Source organism: Allobosea minatitlanensis, from assembly GCF_964020775.1.
In genome coordinates, this window is sequence record NZ_OZ224509.1 from 870695 (window position 1) to 889162 (window position 18468).

14 protein-coding genes and 1 tRNA gene are annotated in these 18468 nt (G+C 67.6%); 4 read left to right on the plus strand and 11 right to left on the minus strand.

Going from position 1 to position 18468, the window contains the following annotated elements; all coding sequences use genetic code 11:
- Positions 1–12: 12 nt before the first annotated feature.
- The 9 genes from ACWH43_RS04130 to ACWH43_RS04170 form a co-directional block, all read right to left on the minus strand.
- A complete protein-coding gene (locus ACWH43_RS04130; RefSeq protein ID WP_158444296.1) occupies positions 13–825 on the minus strand; it encodes an aspartate dehydrogenase in 813 nt (270 codons plus the stop codon).
- Positions 822–1946 carry an alpha/beta hydrolase gene (locus ACWH43_RS04135; RefSeq protein ID WP_158444295.1) on the minus strand — a complete coding sequence of 375 codons (1125 nt, stop codon included), beginning with the start codon at positions 1944–1946 and terminating at the stop codon, positions 822–824. The genes ACWH43_RS04130 and ACWH43_RS04135 overlap by 4 nt, the downstream gene beginning before the upstream one ends.
- Complete coding sequence (locus tag ACWH43_RS04140; RefSeq protein WP_158444294.1) at positions 1933–2634, minus strand: ABC transporter ATP-binding protein; 702 nt, start codon at positions 2632–2634, stop codon at positions 1933–1935. The genes ACWH43_RS04135 and ACWH43_RS04140 overlap by 14 nt, the downstream gene beginning before the upstream one ends.
- On the minus strand, positions 2634–3386 hold the full coding sequence (locus tag ACWH43_RS04145) for an ABC transporter ATP-binding protein (RefSeq protein WP_158444293.1): 753 nt from the start codon (positions 3384–3386) through the stop codon (positions 2634–2636). Before ACWH43_RS04145 ends, ACWH43_RS04140 begins: the two co-directional genes overlap by 1 nt.
- Positions 3383–4405, minus strand: coding sequence for a branched-chain amino acid ABC transporter permease (locus tag ACWH43_RS04150; RefSeq protein ID WP_158444292.1), 1023 nt, complete (start codon positions 4403–4405; stop codon positions 3383–3385). Before ACWH43_RS04150 ends, ACWH43_RS04145 begins: the two co-directional genes overlap by 4 nt.
- An 8-nt stretch (positions 4406–4413) precedes the next feature.
- Positions 4414–5328, minus strand: a complete 915-nt coding sequence (locus ACWH43_RS04155) for a branched-chain amino acid ABC transporter permease (protein ID WP_158444291.1) — start codon at positions 5326–5328, stop codon at positions 4414–4416.
- Between the two features lie 269 nt (positions 5329–5597).
- The gene (locus ACWH43_RS04160) at positions 5598–6767 is read right to left on the minus strand and encodes an ABC transporter substrate-binding protein (protein ID WP_158444333.1); all 1170 of its coding nucleotides are present in this window, start codon (positions 6765–6767) and stop codon (positions 5598–5600) included.
- Positions 6768–6973: 206 nt separating this feature from the next.
- Complete coding sequence (locus tag ACWH43_RS04165) at positions 6974–7525, minus strand: 3-hydroxyanthranilate 3,4-dioxygenase (protein WP_158444290.1); 552 nt, start codon at positions 7523–7525, stop codon at positions 6974–6976.
- 39 nt (positions 7526–7564) lie between these two features.
- Positions 7565–8542, minus strand: coding sequence for a dihydrodipicolinate synthase family protein (locus ACWH43_RS04170; RefSeq protein WP_158444289.1), 978 nt, complete (start codon positions 8540–8542; stop codon positions 7565–7567).
- Positions 8543–8740: 198 nt separating this feature from the next.
- Between ACWH43_RS04170 and ACWH43_RS04175 the strand changes: the two genes are divergently transcribed.
- On the plus strand, positions 8741–9646 hold the full coding sequence (locus ACWH43_RS04175; protein ID WP_158444288.1) for a LysR family transcriptional regulator: 906 nt from the start codon (positions 8741–8743) through the stop codon (positions 9644–9646).
- A gap of 19 nt (positions 9647–9665) precedes the next feature.
- Here ACWH43_RS04175 and bglX read toward each other — a convergent pair whose 3' ends face one another.
- Positions 9666–12065, minus strand: coding sequence for a beta-glucosidase BglX (bglX, locus tag ACWH43_RS04180; protein ID WP_158444287.1), 2400 nt, complete (start codon positions 12063–12065; stop codon positions 9666–9668).
- Between the two features lie 299 nt (positions 12066–12364).
- Here bglX and ACWH43_RS04185 point away from each other — a divergent pair, with 299 nt between their 5' ends.
- On the plus strand, positions 12365–13945 hold the full coding sequence (locus ACWH43_RS04185; protein WP_158444286.1) for a glucan biosynthesis protein G: 1581 nt from the start codon (positions 12365–12367) through the stop codon (positions 13943–13945).
- A gap of 917 nt (positions 13946–14862) precedes the next feature.
- On the opposite strand, the gene ACWH43_RS04190 is transcribed toward ACWH43_RS04185, so the two are convergent.
- On the minus strand, positions 14863–16140 hold the full coding sequence (locus ACWH43_RS04190; RefSeq protein WP_260348860.1) for an integrase: 1278 nt from the start codon (positions 16138–16140) through the stop codon (positions 14863–14865).
- Between the two features lie 305 nt (positions 16141–16445).
- Here ACWH43_RS04190 and ACWH43_RS04195 point away from each other — a divergent pair.
- Positions 16446–16515: transfer RNA gene (locus ACWH43_RS04195), tRNA-Arg, on the plus strand.
- 506 nt (positions 16516–17021) lie between these two features.
- Positions 17022–18266 carry a Fic family protein gene (locus ACWH43_RS04200; RefSeq protein ID WP_448153406.1) on the plus strand — a complete coding sequence of 415 codons (1245 nt, stop codon included), beginning with the start codon at positions 17022–17024 and terminating at the stop codon, positions 18264–18266.
- Positions 18267–18468: the final 202 nt, after the last annotated feature.

Below are 18468 nucleotides of genomic sequence, written 5' to 3' on the forward strand. Positions count from 1 at the left end.
GCGGGGCCGTTTTCAGCGCACCAGCGGGCGGATGCGGTTCTCGATCAGCCGGACGAGGCCGAGCGCGGTCATCTCGGAGGATTTCGGATTCGTGGCCAAAGGCCGGTTCTCGATCGCGAGGTCGAGCTTGCCGAAGGCGCCGCGGACGCTGAGCTGGTGGCCGTTGCCGCCGGCGGCCGGATCGGCGACGAGCTCGACGCGGGTGCGATCGAGCCCGATGCCGGCCAAAGCCGAGATCACCGCGACATTGGCGTTCTGCGGGAAGCGCGAGGCGGCCTCGCGCGCCGTGCCGGAGAAGAAGGTCGCGGGCCGGGTCAGCCCGTCGAGCGCGACGAGGCCTTCCGCCGCCGTGCCGCGCCAGGCCTCGGGCGGCTTGACGATGCGGTGGACAACGGCGTCGAGCGGCAGCAGCGAGGCCGCCGCGATGCCGTCGATGCCGGCGAGCGCGCCGGGCGGGATCAGCAACTGGCTGCCATGCGCCTGCGCCGTTTCGAGCAGGCGGTCGAGCAAGGCGGTGTCGCAGAAGGCGCTGGTCGAGGCGACGGCGACGGCCGCGGCATGGGTGAGCGCCGCCTCGCCCCAGAGGGCGACGGCCTCGCGCCCGGCGGCTTCGACGACAAGGTCGAGATCGAGACCCGCGAGCGCCTGCGGGTCGGTGACGAGGCGGGCGCCGGCGGGGATGTCCGCCGCCCCGGCGGCGTTGCGGACGCCGACCGCCACGATGCCGATGTCGGAGGCGCCGGCCAGCAGCGCCGCGATGCGCCGGCTGATCGCGCCCCAGCCGATCAGGGCGAGGCGCAGCGTCTGGCGGCGGGCTCGCGTCATGGCGCGGCCGTCGCCAGCGCGAGGTCGAGCAGGGCGCCGCCATTCAGCCCGTCGAGCATGCTGAAATGATAGCCGGGGCAGATCAGGGGCTCCGGCGCCTGCCAGGCGGCGGCGAGCCGGGCCGATTGCGCCTTGAAGGCGTCGCTTTCGCCCGCCCCGACGGCGAGCGCGAGGCGCGGCGTGCTCGGGCGCGGATGAGCGAGGGGGCTCAGGCGCGCGGCGCGGGCGGCATCGTCGAGGCCGAGCAAACGGCCGAGCGGCAGATGGCCGAGCGGCTTCAGCTCGTAGAGGCCGGAGAGCAGCAGGGCCGAGGCGATCGGCGGCGCGTCCGGCGCGCAGAGCGCCATGGCGGCGAGTTGGGCGCCGGCGGAATGGCCGCAGAGATGCAGCCGCGCTGCGTCGAGGCCAAGCGCATCGGCCTCGCGGACGAGGAAGTTCAGCGCCGCGACGGTCTGGGCGAGGCTGTCTTCGAGGGGCGTGTCGGGCGCGAGGCCGTAATTCGGCATGGCGACGGCGAAGCCGGCATCCAGCAGCCCCTGCGCGAACTGCGCATGCTGGATCTTGTCCGAGGCCTGCCAGTAGCCGCCATGGATGAAGACGAAGACCGGCGCCCGGCCCGCGTCCGCGCGACGATAGAGGTCGAGCGTCTCGAAGCGGCCAGGGCCATAGGCGAGATCGACGCCATCATGCCGGGCGCGGAAGGCCTCGCCGTCGCGGCTCCATTGCCGGAACAGCGCCTTCATGTCGGCCTGGAGGCGCGGGCTGTATTGCCGGCCGAGCTCGCGCAAGCCGTAGCCGTCGACGAGCGTGTCGGGCAAAGGCTGCGGCGCGACGTGGCGGGCGCGGATCGTCAGGCCGGGGGCGGTCGCGGGGCGCAGGGCGATCGGCGGGCGGAAGCCGACGAAGACCTCGCGCCAGGCCAGCTCGACCGTGTGGCGCGACAGGTGGAAGGCCGCGGGCCGGTCCGTCTCCCAGACCATTCCGCACAGATGATGCGGGCCGCAGCCCGCGGCGATCAGGCCGTTCAGGATCTCGGTCAGGGCGTCGCGCAGGGCCTCGACGGGATCGGTCGCGGCGCTGTGCGCGACGAGTTCGGGCAGGTCGTTCTCAGACGCCGACATAGCGGTGCACCAGTTCGGCGTTGGCGGCGAGGTCGGCGCTCGTGCCCGACCAGACCGTGCGGCCCTTTTCGAGGATGTAGTGCCGGTCGGCGATGCGCTTCAGCACGTTGATGTTCTTGTCGATCAGCAGGATCGACTGGCCCTGCGCCTTCAGCGCCTCGATGCAGCCCCAGATCTCGGCGCGGATGACCGGGGCGAGGCCTTCGGTCGCCTCGTCGAGGATCAGCAGTTTCGGGTTGGTCATCAGCGCGCGGCCGACCGCCAGCATCTGCTGCTCGCCGCCCGACAGCGTGCGGGCCGACTGGCCGGCCCGTTCCTGCAGGCGGGGGAACAGGGCGTAGACCCGCTCCAGCGTCCAGGGCGAGGGGCGCTTCAGCCGGTTCGCGGCGGTGGCGACGAGGTTCTCGCGCACCGAGAGAGTCGGGAAGACCTGCCGGCCCTCGGGCACCAGGCCGATGCCGCAGCGGGCGATCTTTTCGGGCGCGATGCCGGCCACCGCGCGACCCTCGAAGCGGATGTCGCCGGACCGGGGGGCGAGCAGGCCCATGATCGAGCGGATTGTGGTGGTCTTGCCCATGCCGTTGCGGCCCAGCAGGGTCACGACCTCGCCCTCGGCGATGTCGAGCGCGACGTCGAACAGGACCTGGCTCGCGCCATAGGCGGATTGCAGGTTGCGCACGCTCAGCATCAGGCGTCTCCCTCGCCGAGATAGGCGGTGCGCACCTCCGGGTTGTCGCGGATCTCCTCGGCCGTGCCGGTGGCGATGACGCGGCCATAGACCAGCACGGAGATGCGGTCGGCGAGCTTGAACACCGCATCCATGTCGTGCTCGACCAGAAGCATGGTGACGCGGCCCTTCAGCGCCGACAGCATCGCGACCATCTGCTCGCTCTCGGCGTGGCCGAGCCCCGCCATCGGCTCGTCGAGCAGCAGCAGGCGCGGCTCGCAGGCCAGCGCGATGGCGAATTCGAGCTGCTTCTGCTCGCCATGGGAGAGATCGGCGACCTTCGTCTCGGCGCGGTGGCTGAGGCCGGCCGCGGCGAGATGCTGCCGGGCGCGGGAGCGCAGGCCCTCGTCGCGGCGCGCATCGGCGAAGAAGCGGAAGCTGTGGCCCGCATGCGCCTGCACGGCGAGCGCGACATTGTCGAGCATGCTGAAGTCGGGCAGGAGCTGGTTGATCTGGAAGGTGCGGGCGAGGCCGCGCGCGACCCGCTGCGGCGTCTTCAGCGCGCCGATCTCCTCGCCCGACAGCCGGATCGCGCCCTCGTCATGGGTCAACTCGCCGAAGAGCTGGGTGATCAGCGTGGTCTTGCCGGCGCCGTTGGGGCCGATCAGGGCGTGGATCTCGCCCTCGACCACGTCGAGATCGACGCCGTCGGTGGCGACGAGCCCGCCGAAGCGCTTGCGCAGCCCGCGCACGGAGAGAAGCGGGGCGGTCACCGCGCGCTCCGTCCGGGCCGCAGCCGGGCGAGCAGGCCGTTGAGCCCGCCCTGGGTGAAGAGCACGACCAGCAGCAGGACCGGCCCGAGCACGAGCTGCCAATGCTCGGTCCAGGAGGTCAGCACGGTTTCCAGCGTCACCAGCGCCGCGGCGCCGAGCAGCGGGCCGAGCAGCGTGCCGACGCCGCCGAGGATGACCATGATCATCAGCTCGCCGGACTTGGTCCAGTGCAGCATGTCGGGGCTGACGAAGCGCATGTAATTGGCCATCAGCGCCCCGGCGAGGCCGGCGCCCATGCCGGAGATGACGAAGGCGGCGAGCTTGTAGCGATAGGGCGCGATGCCGATCGCGGCCATGCGCCGCTCGTTCTGGCGGATGCCGGCCAGCACCAGGCCGAAGCGCGAGCGCACGATCCGCCAGAACAGCAGGAAGACCACCGCCGCGACGGCGAGGCAGATGAAATAGAAGGTCGCGTCGTCGCGCGTGTTCAGGCCGAACAGGGCATTGCGGCGGCGGATCGTCATGCCGTCGTCGCCGCCATAGACCTTGAGCGAGACGAACAGGAAGAACAGCATCTGCGCGAAGGCGAGCGTGATCATGATGAACTGCACGCCGCTTGTCCGTAAGCTCAGCGCGCCGATGACGAGCGCCAGCAGCCCGGCCACCAGGATCGCGGCCGGCAGGGTGATCAGGAGCTGGTCGGTGCCGGGGATCAGTCCGAGGAAGGGCTCGTCGCCGGTATAGCTCTGGTAGAGGATGCCGACGACATAGCCGCCGACGCCGAAGAAGGCGGCGTGGCCGAAGGAGACCATGCCGCCGAAGCCGAGGGCGAGGTTGAGGCTCGCGGCCGCGACGGCGTAGATCAGCACGCGGCTCGCCAGCGGCACCAGCGCGGGCTGGCCGAGCGCCTGCATGGCGAAGGGCAGCGCGATCAGCGCGGCGGCGAGCAGGAGCGTCGCCAGCAGCGTCCCGATCGCGAGGGGGGCGGGTGCGGCCCGCTCGATCGTGTTGTCAGACATTGCGGCGATCAAACATGGGCGGGAAAGAGCCCTTTCGGCCGTACGAGCAGCACGACGGCCATGAGGAGATAGATGCCCATCGAGGACAGGCCGGCGGCGAGCGCGTCGGCCTCCGAGCCGGTCATCGCATGGCGCAGCAGCCCGGGCAGGAAGGCGCGCAGGGACGTGTCGACGAGGCCGACGATCAGCGCGCCGAAGAAGGCGCCGCGGATCGAGCCGACGCCGCCGATGACGACGACGACGAAGGTGGTGATCAGGATCTGCTCGCCCATGCCGACCTGCACGGCCAGGATCGGCCCCGCCATCAGCCCGGCGAGGCCGGCGAGCAGGGCGCCGAGCCCGAAGACGGCGGTATAGAGCAGGCGGATGTCGACGCCGAGCGCGCGCACCATCTCGCGATGGGTGGCGCCGGCCCGGACCAGCATGCCGATGCGGGTGCGGTTGATCAGCAGGTAGAGCCCGAGCGCCACCAGCAGCCCGACCGCGATGATGGCCAGGCGGTAGACCGGATAGGCGAGGCCGGGCAGGAGCTGGACCGAGCCGTTCAGCGCCGGCGGCACCGAGACGAAGAGGGGCTGGCGCCCGAACAGGATGGTGACGCCCTGGTTGAAGATCAGGATCAGCGCGAAGGTCGCCAGCACCTGGTCGAGATGGTCGCGCGCATAGAGGCGGCGCAGCACGACGAGCTCCATCGCCATGCCGGCGATCGCCGCCGCGGCGAGGCCGCCAAGGATGGCGAGCACGACCGAGCCGGTCTGCGCCGCCACGAAGGCCGCGCCATAGGCGCCGACCATGTAGAGCGAGCCATGGGCGAGATTGATCACGCCCATGATGCCGAAGATCAGCGTCAGCCCCGCCGCGAGCAGGAACAGCATGACGCCGAACTGCAGGCCGTTGAGCAGTTGTTCGAGAACGAGGGTCATCTTTGCGGAAGCCGGAATCCTCTGGAGGACGGAAACTCTGCTGTCGTTCCGGGGCTTCGCGTCAGCGCAGAGCCCGGAATCCAGAACCGATGCGGGCGCCGGAAAAGACACCCGCTACCGGCGCGACCTCCGACCGGCGGCATCGGTTCCGGGTTCCGGGCTCAGGCCTTCGGCCTGCCCCGGAACGACGGCGTGCTTCCAAGCTCGATCAGCACAGGTCGGAGCGAACCTCGCAGCCCGGGCTGGCCGGCCGGCGGGGTCGGCGCGCCTCAGAGCTTGCAGTCCTTGGCGTAGACGTCGCTATGGTTGCTCAGCACCTTGCCGACCGTCTTCAGCACCGGCTTGCCGTCGGCGCCCTTCTGCGCCTCGAGGGCGAACCAGTCCTGCACCGGGTGCTGGTTCGGGCCGAACTTGAAGGCGCCGCGCACCGAGGCGAAGTCCGCCTTGCGCATCGCCTTGCGCAGGGCCGGGACGTCGACCTTGCCGCCGGTCGCCTTCAGCGCCGAGGCGATGGCGAGCGCGGTGTCGTAGCCCTGGCTGGCGTAATAGGTCGGCACGCGGTTATAGGCCTTGGTCCAGGCCTCGACGAACGCCTTGTTGGCCGGGTTGTCGAAATCGGTGTTCCAGTGGCTGGTGACGTGCAGCCCCACGGCCGCGTCGCCGACCGCGTTGAGCGTCGTCGAATCGAGCGAGGGCGCCGCGAGCACCATCGGGATCTTCCCGAGCAGGCCGGCCTGCTGGTACTGGCGCAGGAAGGCGATGCCGACGCCGCCGGGATGGAACTGGAAGACCACATCCGGGTTGGCGGCGCGGATCTGCGCCATTTCGGGAGCGAAGTCGGTCTGGTCGAGGCGGGTATAGACCTCGCCGGCGATCTCGCCCTTGAACATGCGCTTGAAGCCGGTCAGCGCGTCCTTGCCGGCCTGGTAGTTCGGGGCGAGGATGAAGGCCTTCTTGTAGCCGAGATTGGTGGCGTACTGCCCGGCGCTCTCGTGCAGGCTGTCGTTCTGCCAGGAGACGACGAAATAGTTCTCGTTGCACTCCTTGCCGGCGAAGTTGGACGGGGCGGCGTTGGGGCTGACATAGAGCGCGCCTGAATCGACGATGTCGGGCACGGTCGCGCCGGCGACGTTGGAGAAGACGATGCCGGTCAGGATCTTCACCCCGTCGGTCTTGAGCATCTTCTCGGCGATCTGCTTGCCCTGTCCGGGCTTCAGCCCGTCATCCTCGACCGTGAGCTCAACCGGCACGCCGCCGAGCTTGCCGCCCTCCATCTCGATGGCGAGCTTGAAGGCGTCGCGGATGTCCTGGCCGAGATAGCCGCCCGGGCCGGACAGGGTGGTGATCATGCCGATCTTGACCGGCGCCTGCTGGGCGAGGGCGCTGGCCCCCGCCGCCAGCGATGCCGCGATGCCGAAAAGCAATCCGCGCAGTTTCATCATGGACTCCCGTCGTTCCGTTCTGCCTCTGAAATGGTTCGACGCGGCGTTTCTGCGCCGCCGCGCTCATGCGTGTTCCGGTGTTCGACGCCGTTGCGGCGATGGTGCAGGATCGCCGGGCCACGGTCCGGACGCAAGGCGGTCCTGCCTGTTATTTCAGCATGGCGCTCGCCGAAAAGTGGAGTCCGCCTTTCGGCCCGGCGCCATCAGAGCGAGACCCAGCCTTCCGGCGGCTTCCGGCCGGGATGGAGCGCGCCGCAATGCTTGCAGGTGCGGGCCTTCTCATCGGCGAAGAAGGCCTCGTAGAGCGGCGGCAGGTCCTTGACCAGATCGCCCACCTTCAGCTCGATGCGATGCACCAGCCCGTTGCACTCGAAGCAGTACCACTCGAAGCCGTCGACCTGGTCGGCATGGCGCGCCGGCTCGACCACGAGACCGATCGAGCCTTCCTGCGGGCGCTGCGGCGAGTGGCGCACATGCGGCGGCAGCAGGAAGACCTCGCCCTCGCGGATGGTGACGTCGTAATGCTGCCCGTCATCGACGACCTTCAGCATCATGTCGCCCTTGAGCTGGTAGAAGAACTCCTCCACCGGGTCGTCGTGGAAATCGGCGCGCTGGTTGGGCCCGCCCACCACCATCACGGTCATCTGGCCGTCGTCGAACACCTTCTTGTTGCCGACCGGCGGCTTGAGCAGGTGCTCGTGCTCCGCGATCCACTTCTTGAAGTTGAAGGCCTTGAGCCGTCCTTCGGTCGCCATGGTTCCACCTCTCCCGTTGTCATGCGTTCGCGACGTCGATCAGCCGGCTTTCGCCAGCGGCGGGCCGGCTTTCAGCCCGCAAGCCTCGAAGGCCGCCCGCGTCGCCGCCTTCTCCTCCTGGGTCAGCTCCAGCATCGGCGGCCGGACGCGGCCCCCGACCTGGCCGAGCAGCTCCTGCCAGTATTTCTGGTGCGCATGCGGCTTCTCGGCCGGCCGCGTGCCGCGCAGCGCCTCGCGCACCGGGTTCAGGCTGTCGCGCACGGCGCGGGCCTTCCCGGCCTCGCCGCGGAAGGCGAGGTCGGTGTATTCGCGCATGCGCAGATCATGGGCCGTCTGGAGCAGATAGGGCGGCGAGGAGCAGAGATAGAGCTGCCAGCCCAGCTCCAGGATGTTGTCGAGCCACTCCTCCTCGGAGGCGGTGCTGACCAGGATGCGGTCGGAAGCCAGCCGCGTCAGCTCGGCATACATCGGCCGCGGCACGCTGTACTTGATCGCGACGACGTTCTCGATATCGGCGAGCCGGTTGCAGAGCTGCGGGCTCATCAGATAGCCGGAATCAGGGTGGCTCCAGAGCGCGATGCCGATATCGACCTTCCCGGCGATGGTCCGGTAGTATTCGTAGAGCGTCTCGTCCTGCGCCTTGAAGAAATGCAGGATCGGCGCATGCACGACGATGTAGTCGGCGCCGACCTTCTGGGCGTGGCGGGCGAGGTCGATCACCACGTCCATGTTCTGGTCGGAGCAGGACATGATGGTCTGACCCCTGCCAGCCGCGGCCTCGACCGCCAGCTCGAAGCTCTTCTTGCGCTCCTCGATCGACATCGAGAAGAACTCGCCCTGCTTGCCAGCGATGAACAGCCCGTCGATCTTCAGCTCGTCGAGCCAGTGGCGGATGTTCCGCCTGAAGCCGTCCTCGTCGATGGCGAGCGTATCGCTAAACGGCGTGAGCGCGGCCGCCCAGATGCCCTTCATATGGGCGCGGGCATAGGCCTTGGCGTCCTTCCTGGCGTATTTCATCAAGCCTGTTCCCGCTTCCCGAGCCCGCGGCGGAGAGACGCGCGGGCGGCCTGTCCATCGCGCAGACCCCTCAGCCGCCGGCCCGCGCCGTACCGCATCGTCATCGAGGCGGCATGACGATGATGGCACGGGCGGGCTATACGGCAACTCGCAACATTCGTATGAATTGGGAAGCTGTTCTTATAAATCGGAGCGCCCATGGCGATCACGCTGCGCCAGATCCAGGCTTTCCTCGCCGTGACCGAGCAGGGCACCTTCACCAAGGCGGCCGAGCGGCTGCACATGGCGCAGCCGGCGCTCTCCCAGCTCGTGCGCGAGCTGGAGCGCGAACTCGGCATCCGCGTGCTCGACCGGACGACGCGGCGCGTCGAGCTGACCGAGGGCGGGCGCGAGTTCCATGGCGCGGCCGTGAAGATCCTGACCGATCTCGACACGGCGGTGGAGAATGCCAACGGCCTGGCCGAGCGCCGGCGCGGGCGCATCGTCGTGGCGGTGCCGCCGCTGCTCGCCGCGGTGATCATGCCGCCGGCGATCGCGGCCTTGCGCGGGAAGCATCCCGGCCTGCAGGTGACGATCCTCGATGCCCGCAACGACCTCGTGGTCGAGGCGGTGCGCTTCGGCAAGGCCGATTGCGGAATCGGCACCTTCTCGGCGCTGGAGGATAATATCGAGCGCCTGCCGCTGGCGCGCGACAGCCTGATGCTGTTCTGCGGCCGCGACAGCGGCTTTGCCGGGCGGGAGGCCGTGGCGTGGCGCGAACTCGCCGAGGAGGAGCTGGTGACGCTGACGCGCGACAGCGGCATCCGGCTCCTGGTCGAGGTCGGCTACGAGAGCGCGCAGATCACGCTCCGGCCGGCCTATGAGGTGGCGCAGATCACCACGGCGCTGGCGCTGGTCGAGGCCGGTCTCGGCATCGCCGTGCTGCCGACCTATGCGCGCGCCGTGGCGCCGACCTCGATCGTGGCGAAGCCGCTGGTCGAGCCGGCGATCACCCGCGACATCGTCATGATCCGGCCGAGCGGCCGCTCGGTCCCGCCGGCGCTCTCGGCCTTCGAGGCGCTGCTGCGCCGCTTCGTGCGCGAGCGCGTGCCGAGCGAGGCGTGAGGGGCCTGCCCGACATCCCTCAGACCAGCTCGAAGCTCTGCACCAGCACATCGTGGGAATCGAGGCCGATCTGCACGTCGAAGCGGCCGTTCTCGACCACCTCCTTGAGATCGGCGTTGATGAACTTGAGCTGGTCCTCGCCGATCTCGAAACGCACCACCCGGCTTTCGCCGGGCTTGAGCGTGATCTTCTGGAAGCCCTTCAGCTCCTTCACCGGCCGCGCGATCGAGGCAAAAGGGTCGGCGATGTAGAGCTGCACGATATTGGCGCCCTCATAGCTGCCCTCATTGGTCAGCGTCGCCTCGGCGGCGAGCGTCTCGCCGCGCTTCAGGCGCGTGGCCGAGAGCTTCAGGTCCTTGAGCGTGAAGCGGCTGTAGCTCAGGCCGAAGCCGAAGGGATAGAGCGGCCCCTGTTCCTCCTCGAAATATTGCGAGGTGTAGTTGCCCGGCTTGCCCGGCGTGAAGGGGCGCCCGATGCGCAGCGCATTGTAATAGGTCGGGATCTGGCCGGCCGAGCGCGGGAAGCTGATCGGCAGCTTGGCCGAGGGGTTGTGGTCGCCGAACAGCACGTCGGCGATGGCGTTGCCGCCCTCGGTGCCGGTGTACCAGGTCTCCAGCAGCGCGTCGGCATTGTCCTTCTCCCAGCCGATCGCAAGCGGGCGGCCGTTCATCAGCACCACGACGAGCGGCTTGCCGGTCGCCTTCAGGGCCTGGAGCAGCCGGCGCTGCGAGCCGGGCATGTCGATGGTGACGCGGCTCGAGGATTCATGCGACATGCCGCGCACCTCGCCCACGACCGCGATCACCACGTCGGCCTGGCTGGCGACCGAGACGGCCTCCTCGATCATCGTCTCGATCGGGCGCGGATCCTGGACGACCTCGGGTTTGTCCCAGTTCAGGAAATTGAGGTACTCGACGACCTTCTCGTCGTCGAGGACGTTGGAGCCGCGGGCGGTGAGGAGCTTCGCCTTGCCCTCGATCGCCTTCTCGATGCCGGCTCGCACCGTGACCGCCTGCTCGGCCACGCCCTGGGCCGACCAGCTTCCCAGGATGTCGAGCCCGGAATCGGCCAGCGGCCCGACCAGCGCGATGGTGCCTTGCTTCTTCAGCGGCAGGGTCTGGTTGCGGTTCTCCAGCAGCACGATGGTCTCGCGCGCGATCTCGCGGGCCGGCTGGCGGTGCAGCCGGTTTTCGGCCTTGTCGTCGGCGGGGTCGTCCTCCGGCTTGCCCATGCGCAGGAAGGGATCGGCGAAGAGGCCGAGATCGTATTTCGCGCCGAGCACCTCACGGACGCGGGCGTCGATCTCCGCCATCTTGATCTCGCCCGAGGCGATGAGCCCGGGCAGCTCGGCGAGATAGATCTGGTCGGCCATGCTGAGGTCGATGCCGGCCTTGATGGCGAGCTTGGCCGCCTCGCGGTTGTCGCGCGCGACGCCGTGCCGCGTCAGCTCGGTGATGGCGCCGTGGTCGCTGACGGTGACGCCCTTGAAGCCCCATTGCTTGCGCAGCAGGTCCTGCAGCAGCCAGACATTCGAGGTCGCGGGAATGCCGTTGATGGAGTTGAGCGCGACCATGACGCCGCCGGCGCCGGCGTCGATCGCGGCCTTGTAGGGCGGCAGATAGACCTGGTGCATGCGCAGCGGGCTCATATCGACCGTGTTGTAGTCGCGCCCGCCCTCGACCGCGCCGTAGAGCGCGAAATGCTTGACCGCGGCCATGATCGTGTCGGGCTTGTCGGGCGCGGCGCCCTGGAAGCCGCGCACGCTGGCGCGGGCGCATTCGCTGACCAGATAGGGGTCCTCGCCGAAGCCTTCGGAGGTGCGGCCCCAGCGCGGGTCGTGGCTGATGTCGACCATCGGTGCGAAGGTCATGTCGATGCTGTCGTCGCTGGCCTCTATCGCCGAGACGCGCGCCATCCGCTCGATCACGGCCATGTCGAAGCTCGCCGCCAGCGCGAGCGGGATCGGGAAGGTGGTGCGGTGGCCGTGCACCACGTCATAGGCGAAGAACAGCGGGATCTTCAGGCGGCTGCGCTTGACGGCGGCTTCCTGCAGCGGCCGATTGTCGCGCCGGATGACGGTGTTGAACGAGCCGCCGATGCGCCCGGCCGCGACCTCGTCCATCAGCTTGGCGTGCGGCATCTCGGGGCCGATGCTGATCAGGCGGAGCTGCCCGACCTTCTCGTCCACAGTCATGCGCGCGATCAGGTCGTCGATGAAGGCCTCCTTGGCGGCGGGGCCCGTCGGCTTGCCCGGCTTTTTCGGCGCTGCCGCCGCAGGGCTGCCGGCCATTCCCGCCGCCGCGGCGGCCGAGGCGAGGGCGCCGAGCGCCTGCCGCCGGGACAGACCGCTCCTGTTCGTCTCCGTGCGGGAATCCTCCTCTCGCCCGTCGACGACCGGCACACCGTTTCGATTATCCATGCTTGATTCGTTCACTTCGATCGTGGTTGGCGGGGGCGCGGACGCGGGTCGAATCGCTGGGGGCTGATTCCTTGACCCTCGTCCCCATGATGGGCATTTGTCTCGGACGCGCCACTGCCAGGCAGGACGGGCGCGTACCATCCTGTCATCCGGTATTTAAGGGAGCTTCCGTGAACTTGTCGACCCGTCCCGCGGCCGGACCCTCTGACCCGGCCCGGCCTTCCTCGGCCCGATCCACGTCGATTTCGCCCGGGAACGGTCTGACTCGACGGCAATCCGGCGCCCTGTCCCTGGGGGCCATGCTCGCCGGCGTGCTGGCCTTCTCCGGCCCGGCCCCGGCTCAGGAACGTCCCGGCTTCGGGCTGGACGAGGTGGTCGCCCGCGCCAGGGCGATGGCGGCGGCGCCCTATGCCGCTCCGGCCAGCAATCTGCCCGACGTCTTCAGCAAGATGCAGTTCCTCGACTACCAGAAGATGCAGCCGCGGCGCGACCGCTTCGCCTGGTCGGAGCTCGGCACGCCGTTCAAGCTCGCCTTCTACCACCAGGGCATGCAGTTCAACACGCCGGTCAGGATCAGCGAGATCGTCGACGACGCGGTGCACGAGATCCCCTACGATCCCGGCCGCTTCGATTTCGGCGACCTGCATTTCGACCGCGAGCAGACCAGCAAGCTCGGCTGGGCCGGATTCCGGGTGATGTATCCGGTAAACCAGCCCGGCAAGGACGACGAGATCATGAGCGTGCTGGGCGCGAGCTATTTCCGCGTCGTCGGCAAGGGCCAGATCTACGGGCTGTCCGGGCGTGGGCTCGGCATCGACACCGGCCTGTCGATCCCGGAGGAGTTCCCCGCCTTCCGCGAGTTCTGGATCCGCCGTCCGGGGCCGGGTGACAAGTCGCTCGTCTTCTACGCCCTGCTCGATTCGCCGCGCGCGACCGGCGCCTATGAATTCACCCTGACGCCCGGCTCCGACACGCTGCTCGACGTCAAGGCGCGGATCTTCCGGCGCGCCGGAACGACGCCGGAGGTGCTCGGCATCGCGCCCTTGACCAGCATGTTCCTGTTCGGGCCCAACCAGCCGCCGCCGACCTACAACTTCCGCCCGGCGATCCACGATTCCAACGGGCTCGCGATCCATACCGGCGCCGGCGAATGGATCTGGCGCCCGCTCAACAACCCGCCGATGGTGGCGCTGAGCAGCTTCGCGGTCGAGGATCCGAAGGGCTTCGGCCTGCTGCAGCGCGGCCGCGCCTTCTCGCGCTACGAGGATCTGAAGGACCGCTACGATCTGCGCCCGAGCGCCTGGATCGAGCCCCGGAACGACTGGGGCAAGGGGCATGTCCGCCTCGTCGAGATCCCGACCGCCGACGAGACCAACGACAACATCGTCGCCTTCTGGTCGCCCGAGACGCTGCCCGAGGTCGGCCATGCGATGCAGTTCGACTACCGCATCCACTGGACCATGGACGAGCCCGCCATCATGAAGGACGGCCCGGCCCATGTCTGGCAGACTTTGCGCTCGACCGGCGAGATCTACCAGTCCAACCTGATCCGCGCCGCCGACGGCACGCTCGCCTTCCTGGTCGACTTCAAGGGCGAGGGGCTGCGCGACCTGCCGGGCAACGCGCCGGTCGTGGCGCGCATCAGCGCCAACGACAATGTCGAGATCGTCGGGACGGTGCTGCAGCCCAACCCCGCCATCCAGGGCTGGCGCCTGACCTACCGGGTCAAGGTGAAGGATTCGACCAAGGCCTCCGAATTGCGCGCCGCGCTGGAGCTGGAAGGGCGCACGTTCTCCGAGACCTGGAGCTTCCAGCTTCCGCCGCTGCCGGCCAGCATGCCCCCCAAAGATCGGGAGCGCTATCTCAACCTGCTGCGGTAGGCTCGATCGTGGCGGGCCGCCGCGACGGTGGCAGCAGGGCGGCGCTGCTTCCCGGTGCTGAAGCTCCATCCGGCCGGGCGCGGCCTGAAGGCAACGGGGCGATTCGCCGGTAGAGTCGCAATCCATCAGGCGATCGGCATCGGAATGGCGGCTTGCCTTTCGCGACCGGCTTCTCGGATCGGCCGCGCCGCTTCTTCCGGCGGTCTCCTGACCGCGCGGAAACCCGTGGGGCGCCGCGTTCGCTCCTGAAGAGCTCTCTCGGCGGGCGAGCGGCAGGGAAGAGGGCTCGAGACGAAAACCCCCCGTCCTGCAAAATCTTACAGAACAGGGGGCGAAAATGGTGGGCGCGACAGGGATCGAACCTGTGACCCCTACGATGTCAACGTAGTTTTTCGATTGAGCTCCGATCCATACAAGGTCGGCGCTATCGCTGCAATGACCTGATCCAAAAAGATTTTCTCGGTTATAGCCGTTCTGCACCGTTCATGGCCGTTCGCAGCCCCGTGGCCCCAAAACGCCGTTCGCGGCCCCAACGTGGCCCCAGGATTGGCAGTCGCCGGCGATCGCGATATGCTGCGAAAAAATTGGGGAGATGGATAGATCTGACGCGAAGCGAGATCGATTTCCTGACAAGCTAGGGGCTGAGTGAGACCGACGTTCTCTACGGCCGCCGGGTAAGCAATGAGCAGATCAGGTTGATCGCCAAGGATCGTGGCCCGGCCGCGGTGCTTGGCGCGGCGTGCGCGAAGGCTGGGCATCGGCTGCGGGTGCGATCCGGTCACTGCGTCCAATGCGATACGAAAAAGCTAGGCTATCAAGAGCGGTATCGGAAGCCGAGCGATATCTACATGGCCTTCTTGCGCTCGAGCGAGGCAGTCACTCGCTCGGCATGGCCTGGAAGACGCCAGCCTGGCCACCTAAGCGGCGGCGGCCGCCGCCCGCTGATATTCCGACGCCGTGTGGCCGCAGGTGTCGAGGAGCGATTTCAGGCTCATCGAGAGGAACTCGGCTACTTCGATCGGCGGCACACCTGCGCGGAGCAGCAGCGTTGCCTTCGAATGCCTCAAGATGTGGGGCGTGGGCAGTCCGAGCGCTTTGTCCGTAAGCCTATGGCGGCCGTCGATATCGCGGATCTCCAGCCGGGCGTTGGTCGCCGCGTTCTCGAAGGCCTGCCCAATCCTTGCCATGGCCTTGCCGTGATATCGCACGATGCGGTCGACCCACGCGCCGCCCTCTGCCTCGACTTTCGCCTTCTCGGCCATGTCGGCGGCATGCCACGCGCGCAGCAGTGGCAGGATGCGGTCCGGGATACGGCAGGGCTCGCCCCTCTTGCGCGTGACCGGAGCATCGGGGCCAAGCCGGAAGATCGTCGTCGTGCCAAAGTCGACATGTCCGCGTTTCCGTTCGGGATCGGGCTCCCATCCCAGGCCGAGCATGACACCGGCACGGGACCCGGTCGAGAATGTGAGCTCAAGGAAGCGCACTAGATGCTCGGTGGACTGGCCGTCGTCGACCCACTCGAAGCCTTGCTTGGCGTCGCCGGCGACGATGCGTCCGCCTTTCGCCACGCGCAGGAGGCGCTCATACTCGCCGTCCGTCAGCCAGTCTGGATGAGCCTTCGATTTCGCCGGCAGGGTGATCAAAGGCCGCGAATCGAGTGTGTATTCTTTGTGCCAAGCGCCTACCGCTGCGCCGAGCGTTTCAAGCTCGCGCCGTGCCGTCGATTCGGTGACCTCCCGGGCCTTCTTTGCGCCCGGCGAAGTGAAGGTCTCTCTCGTCCGCTTCTTCACGTAACCCCGGCACGTCGAGCCATCGATCTGAGAGAGCATCTTGCCCGTCCAGAACGGCAGGAGCCGCTGCATGTGATAGCCGACGATCTCCTGGTTCGGCGTCCCGATCTGCCGCTCGCCGTAGAACGCGAGCACGCGATCGATGGAGATCAGCGCTGACCTCTTGAGCGTCGGATCGCCGGGCGTCGGGCTGACTAGCTCGCGCTCTTTTCGCGCCCGATCGGCTTCGAGGAGGAACTCCGCGAACTGCCGATCAGCCTCCTTGCGATCGCTTGCGCCGCACTTAAGTCGGCGCTTGCGTCGCTGCCCGGTTTCCTCGTCCCAGAATCGGATGAGCCACTGGCCGCGTTCCTCATCGAAGGCGAGGACGGTATTTCTGTCGCGGGCTTTTCCGGGGCTCGGCAACGATCTCTCCACTCAACAAGCTGACGTCTGGTGACAAGGATTCGGTGACCGTGCCGCTCGGGCCGAAGGTCGCCCCGGCGGATCGCCCCGCGGAGGTCAAGCGCGGTCCATGCAGGAAAGCCCAACGGCCCGGCGAGTTCGGGCGCCCAGATCGCGGTCTCAAGAGACAGCGGGGCGTCGTCGCCGGCGATTGCGGTGATGGTGGCCATTCCGTCGCTGAGGTCGACGGTTCCGAGGTCGAAAACGAATTGCATGGCGCGAGATTCGCAGGTGGCTGCCGCTGCAGTCAACGAAAAGCGAAACGAGGGTTAACCGCGACAGACCTGCGGTTTCCTAAACCGTAGGTCAGGGGTTCGAATCCCTTCCGGGACGCCAGCGCAACATATTGCTATCATTTAGGAAATCTGAAATTGGGAACGCCGTCGGCAAGGCACTGAGGCGCTGCTCGTCCCGATCTCGTCCGACATTTGGTTGGGGAGACCTTGGCGGGGCGGGTCGCTTGGTGACAGAATCGGAGGCATGGAACTGTCGCCGGACAACCCGATTATATAGCCGCTTACGAAGCCGGGCGACGGCAGGGACGCTTACAGGGGCGTCGCATAGCGGCCGTTGCATTGCTGACGGCTCTCGACCCAGATCACATGGACCGGCTCGGGATCGCGTCGAGGGCCTGGATCTGGAGGCGCTGGACGCGTTGCTCGAAGAGGCCTTCGCGGCGCTGGACGATCGGTGATCCCGGCCGGGGCCAGGTTGGCCGAATGATGCCGAGTGGGATCGCAATTCAGTTAACTCAGATCGGCAGCCAATATCGGCAGAGAGGCGCCTAAAAATCCTGAAAATCACACATTGTCAGTATCTTGGTTTCTGATCATAATCGGCAAATGTCTAATGATGCCGTCGAAGCCCCCAGCCGTATCGAGCCCCTGTTCTTCGAGGAACAGGTTCCCCGTGTCCTTGCCGACCTGGTCGGAGAAATCCAGCAGGAGGTGACCACCCTCGGGCGGGACCTGCATCCCGATTCGGCCGACGAACTCGCCGATCTGGTTCGGATGATGAACTGCTACTACTCGAACCTGATCGAGGGGCACGACACCCGGCCCAGGGATATCGAACGAGCGCTGGCGAACCAGGAACTCGATCCCGAGAGGCGCCCCCTCGCGCTTGAGGCACGGGCGCATGTGCTGGTGCAACGGGCCATTGATCGCGCCTTCCTCGAAGGGCGTCTGCCGTCCGCCACCTCGATCGCCTTCGTCAAGTGGGTGCACAAGAGCTTCTACGAGGAGATGCCAGCCGAATTCCGCTTCGTCCGACATCCGGACAACTCGACGCGGCCGATCGTGCCCGGCCAGTTCAGGTCGGCTGCGGAAGACGATGTCCAGGTCGGGCGGCATCTGCCGCCGTCATCGGATCGTGTGCCGGATTTCATGGCGCATTTCGAGCGGCGCTTCGGCGCTGCCGAAAACTGGGCCAGCGCGCGGGTGATCGCGATCGCATCCGCTCACCATCGGCTGAACTACATCCACCCCTTCATCGACGGCAACGGGCGCGTCAGCCGCCTGATGTCGCATGCCATGGCATTGCGCGCCGGCATTGGCGGCGGCGGCCTCTGGTCCATCTCGCGCGGGCTGGCGCGTGGGCTGCGTGATCGCGGCGAGTACAAGCGCATGATGGATCATGCCGATAGTCCCCGCCAGGGAGACCGCGATGGGCGGGGCAATTTGTCGGAGAAGGCCTTGCAGGATTTCTGCGAATGGATGCTGAGCGTCATGCTCGATCAGGTACGTTTCGCAAAGGCGGCCTTCCGGTTTGAAACGCTCAACGATCGCTATCGCCGGCTCCTGCTCGATCTCGGTCATGACGATCGCGCCGCAAAGCTGGTCGCGGCGGTGCTGCGCTTCGGCCAGGTCGAACGTGGCGATGCTCATGTGGTCCTGAAGACCTCTGAGCGGACGGCCAGGAACACGATGTCGAAGCTGGTGCAGGAGGGGTTCCTGAAGTCCAGTACGCCGAAAGGCGCTGTCAGGGTCGGCTTTCCGCTGGACTATCGGGAACGGCTCTTTCCCAATCTGTTCGCGGACGCGCCGATCGAGGCTCCCGAACCGCCGGGCGTATCGTTCGGCGGGTAACCGGCCGCTATCGAGCACCAGCGATCCCATGACCATGTGCCATCGTCGGTGCGGATCGAGCAGGGGCTCATGCTGAACTCCGTGCCTTCCCGGCCTCCGTCAGCCAGTAAGTCGCGCGGCCGTCCTGAAAGATGTGACGGGCGACCAGTCCCGTATCGAGGAGTTCCTGGTCGGTCATCCAATCCGGCATCCAGATGCCTTC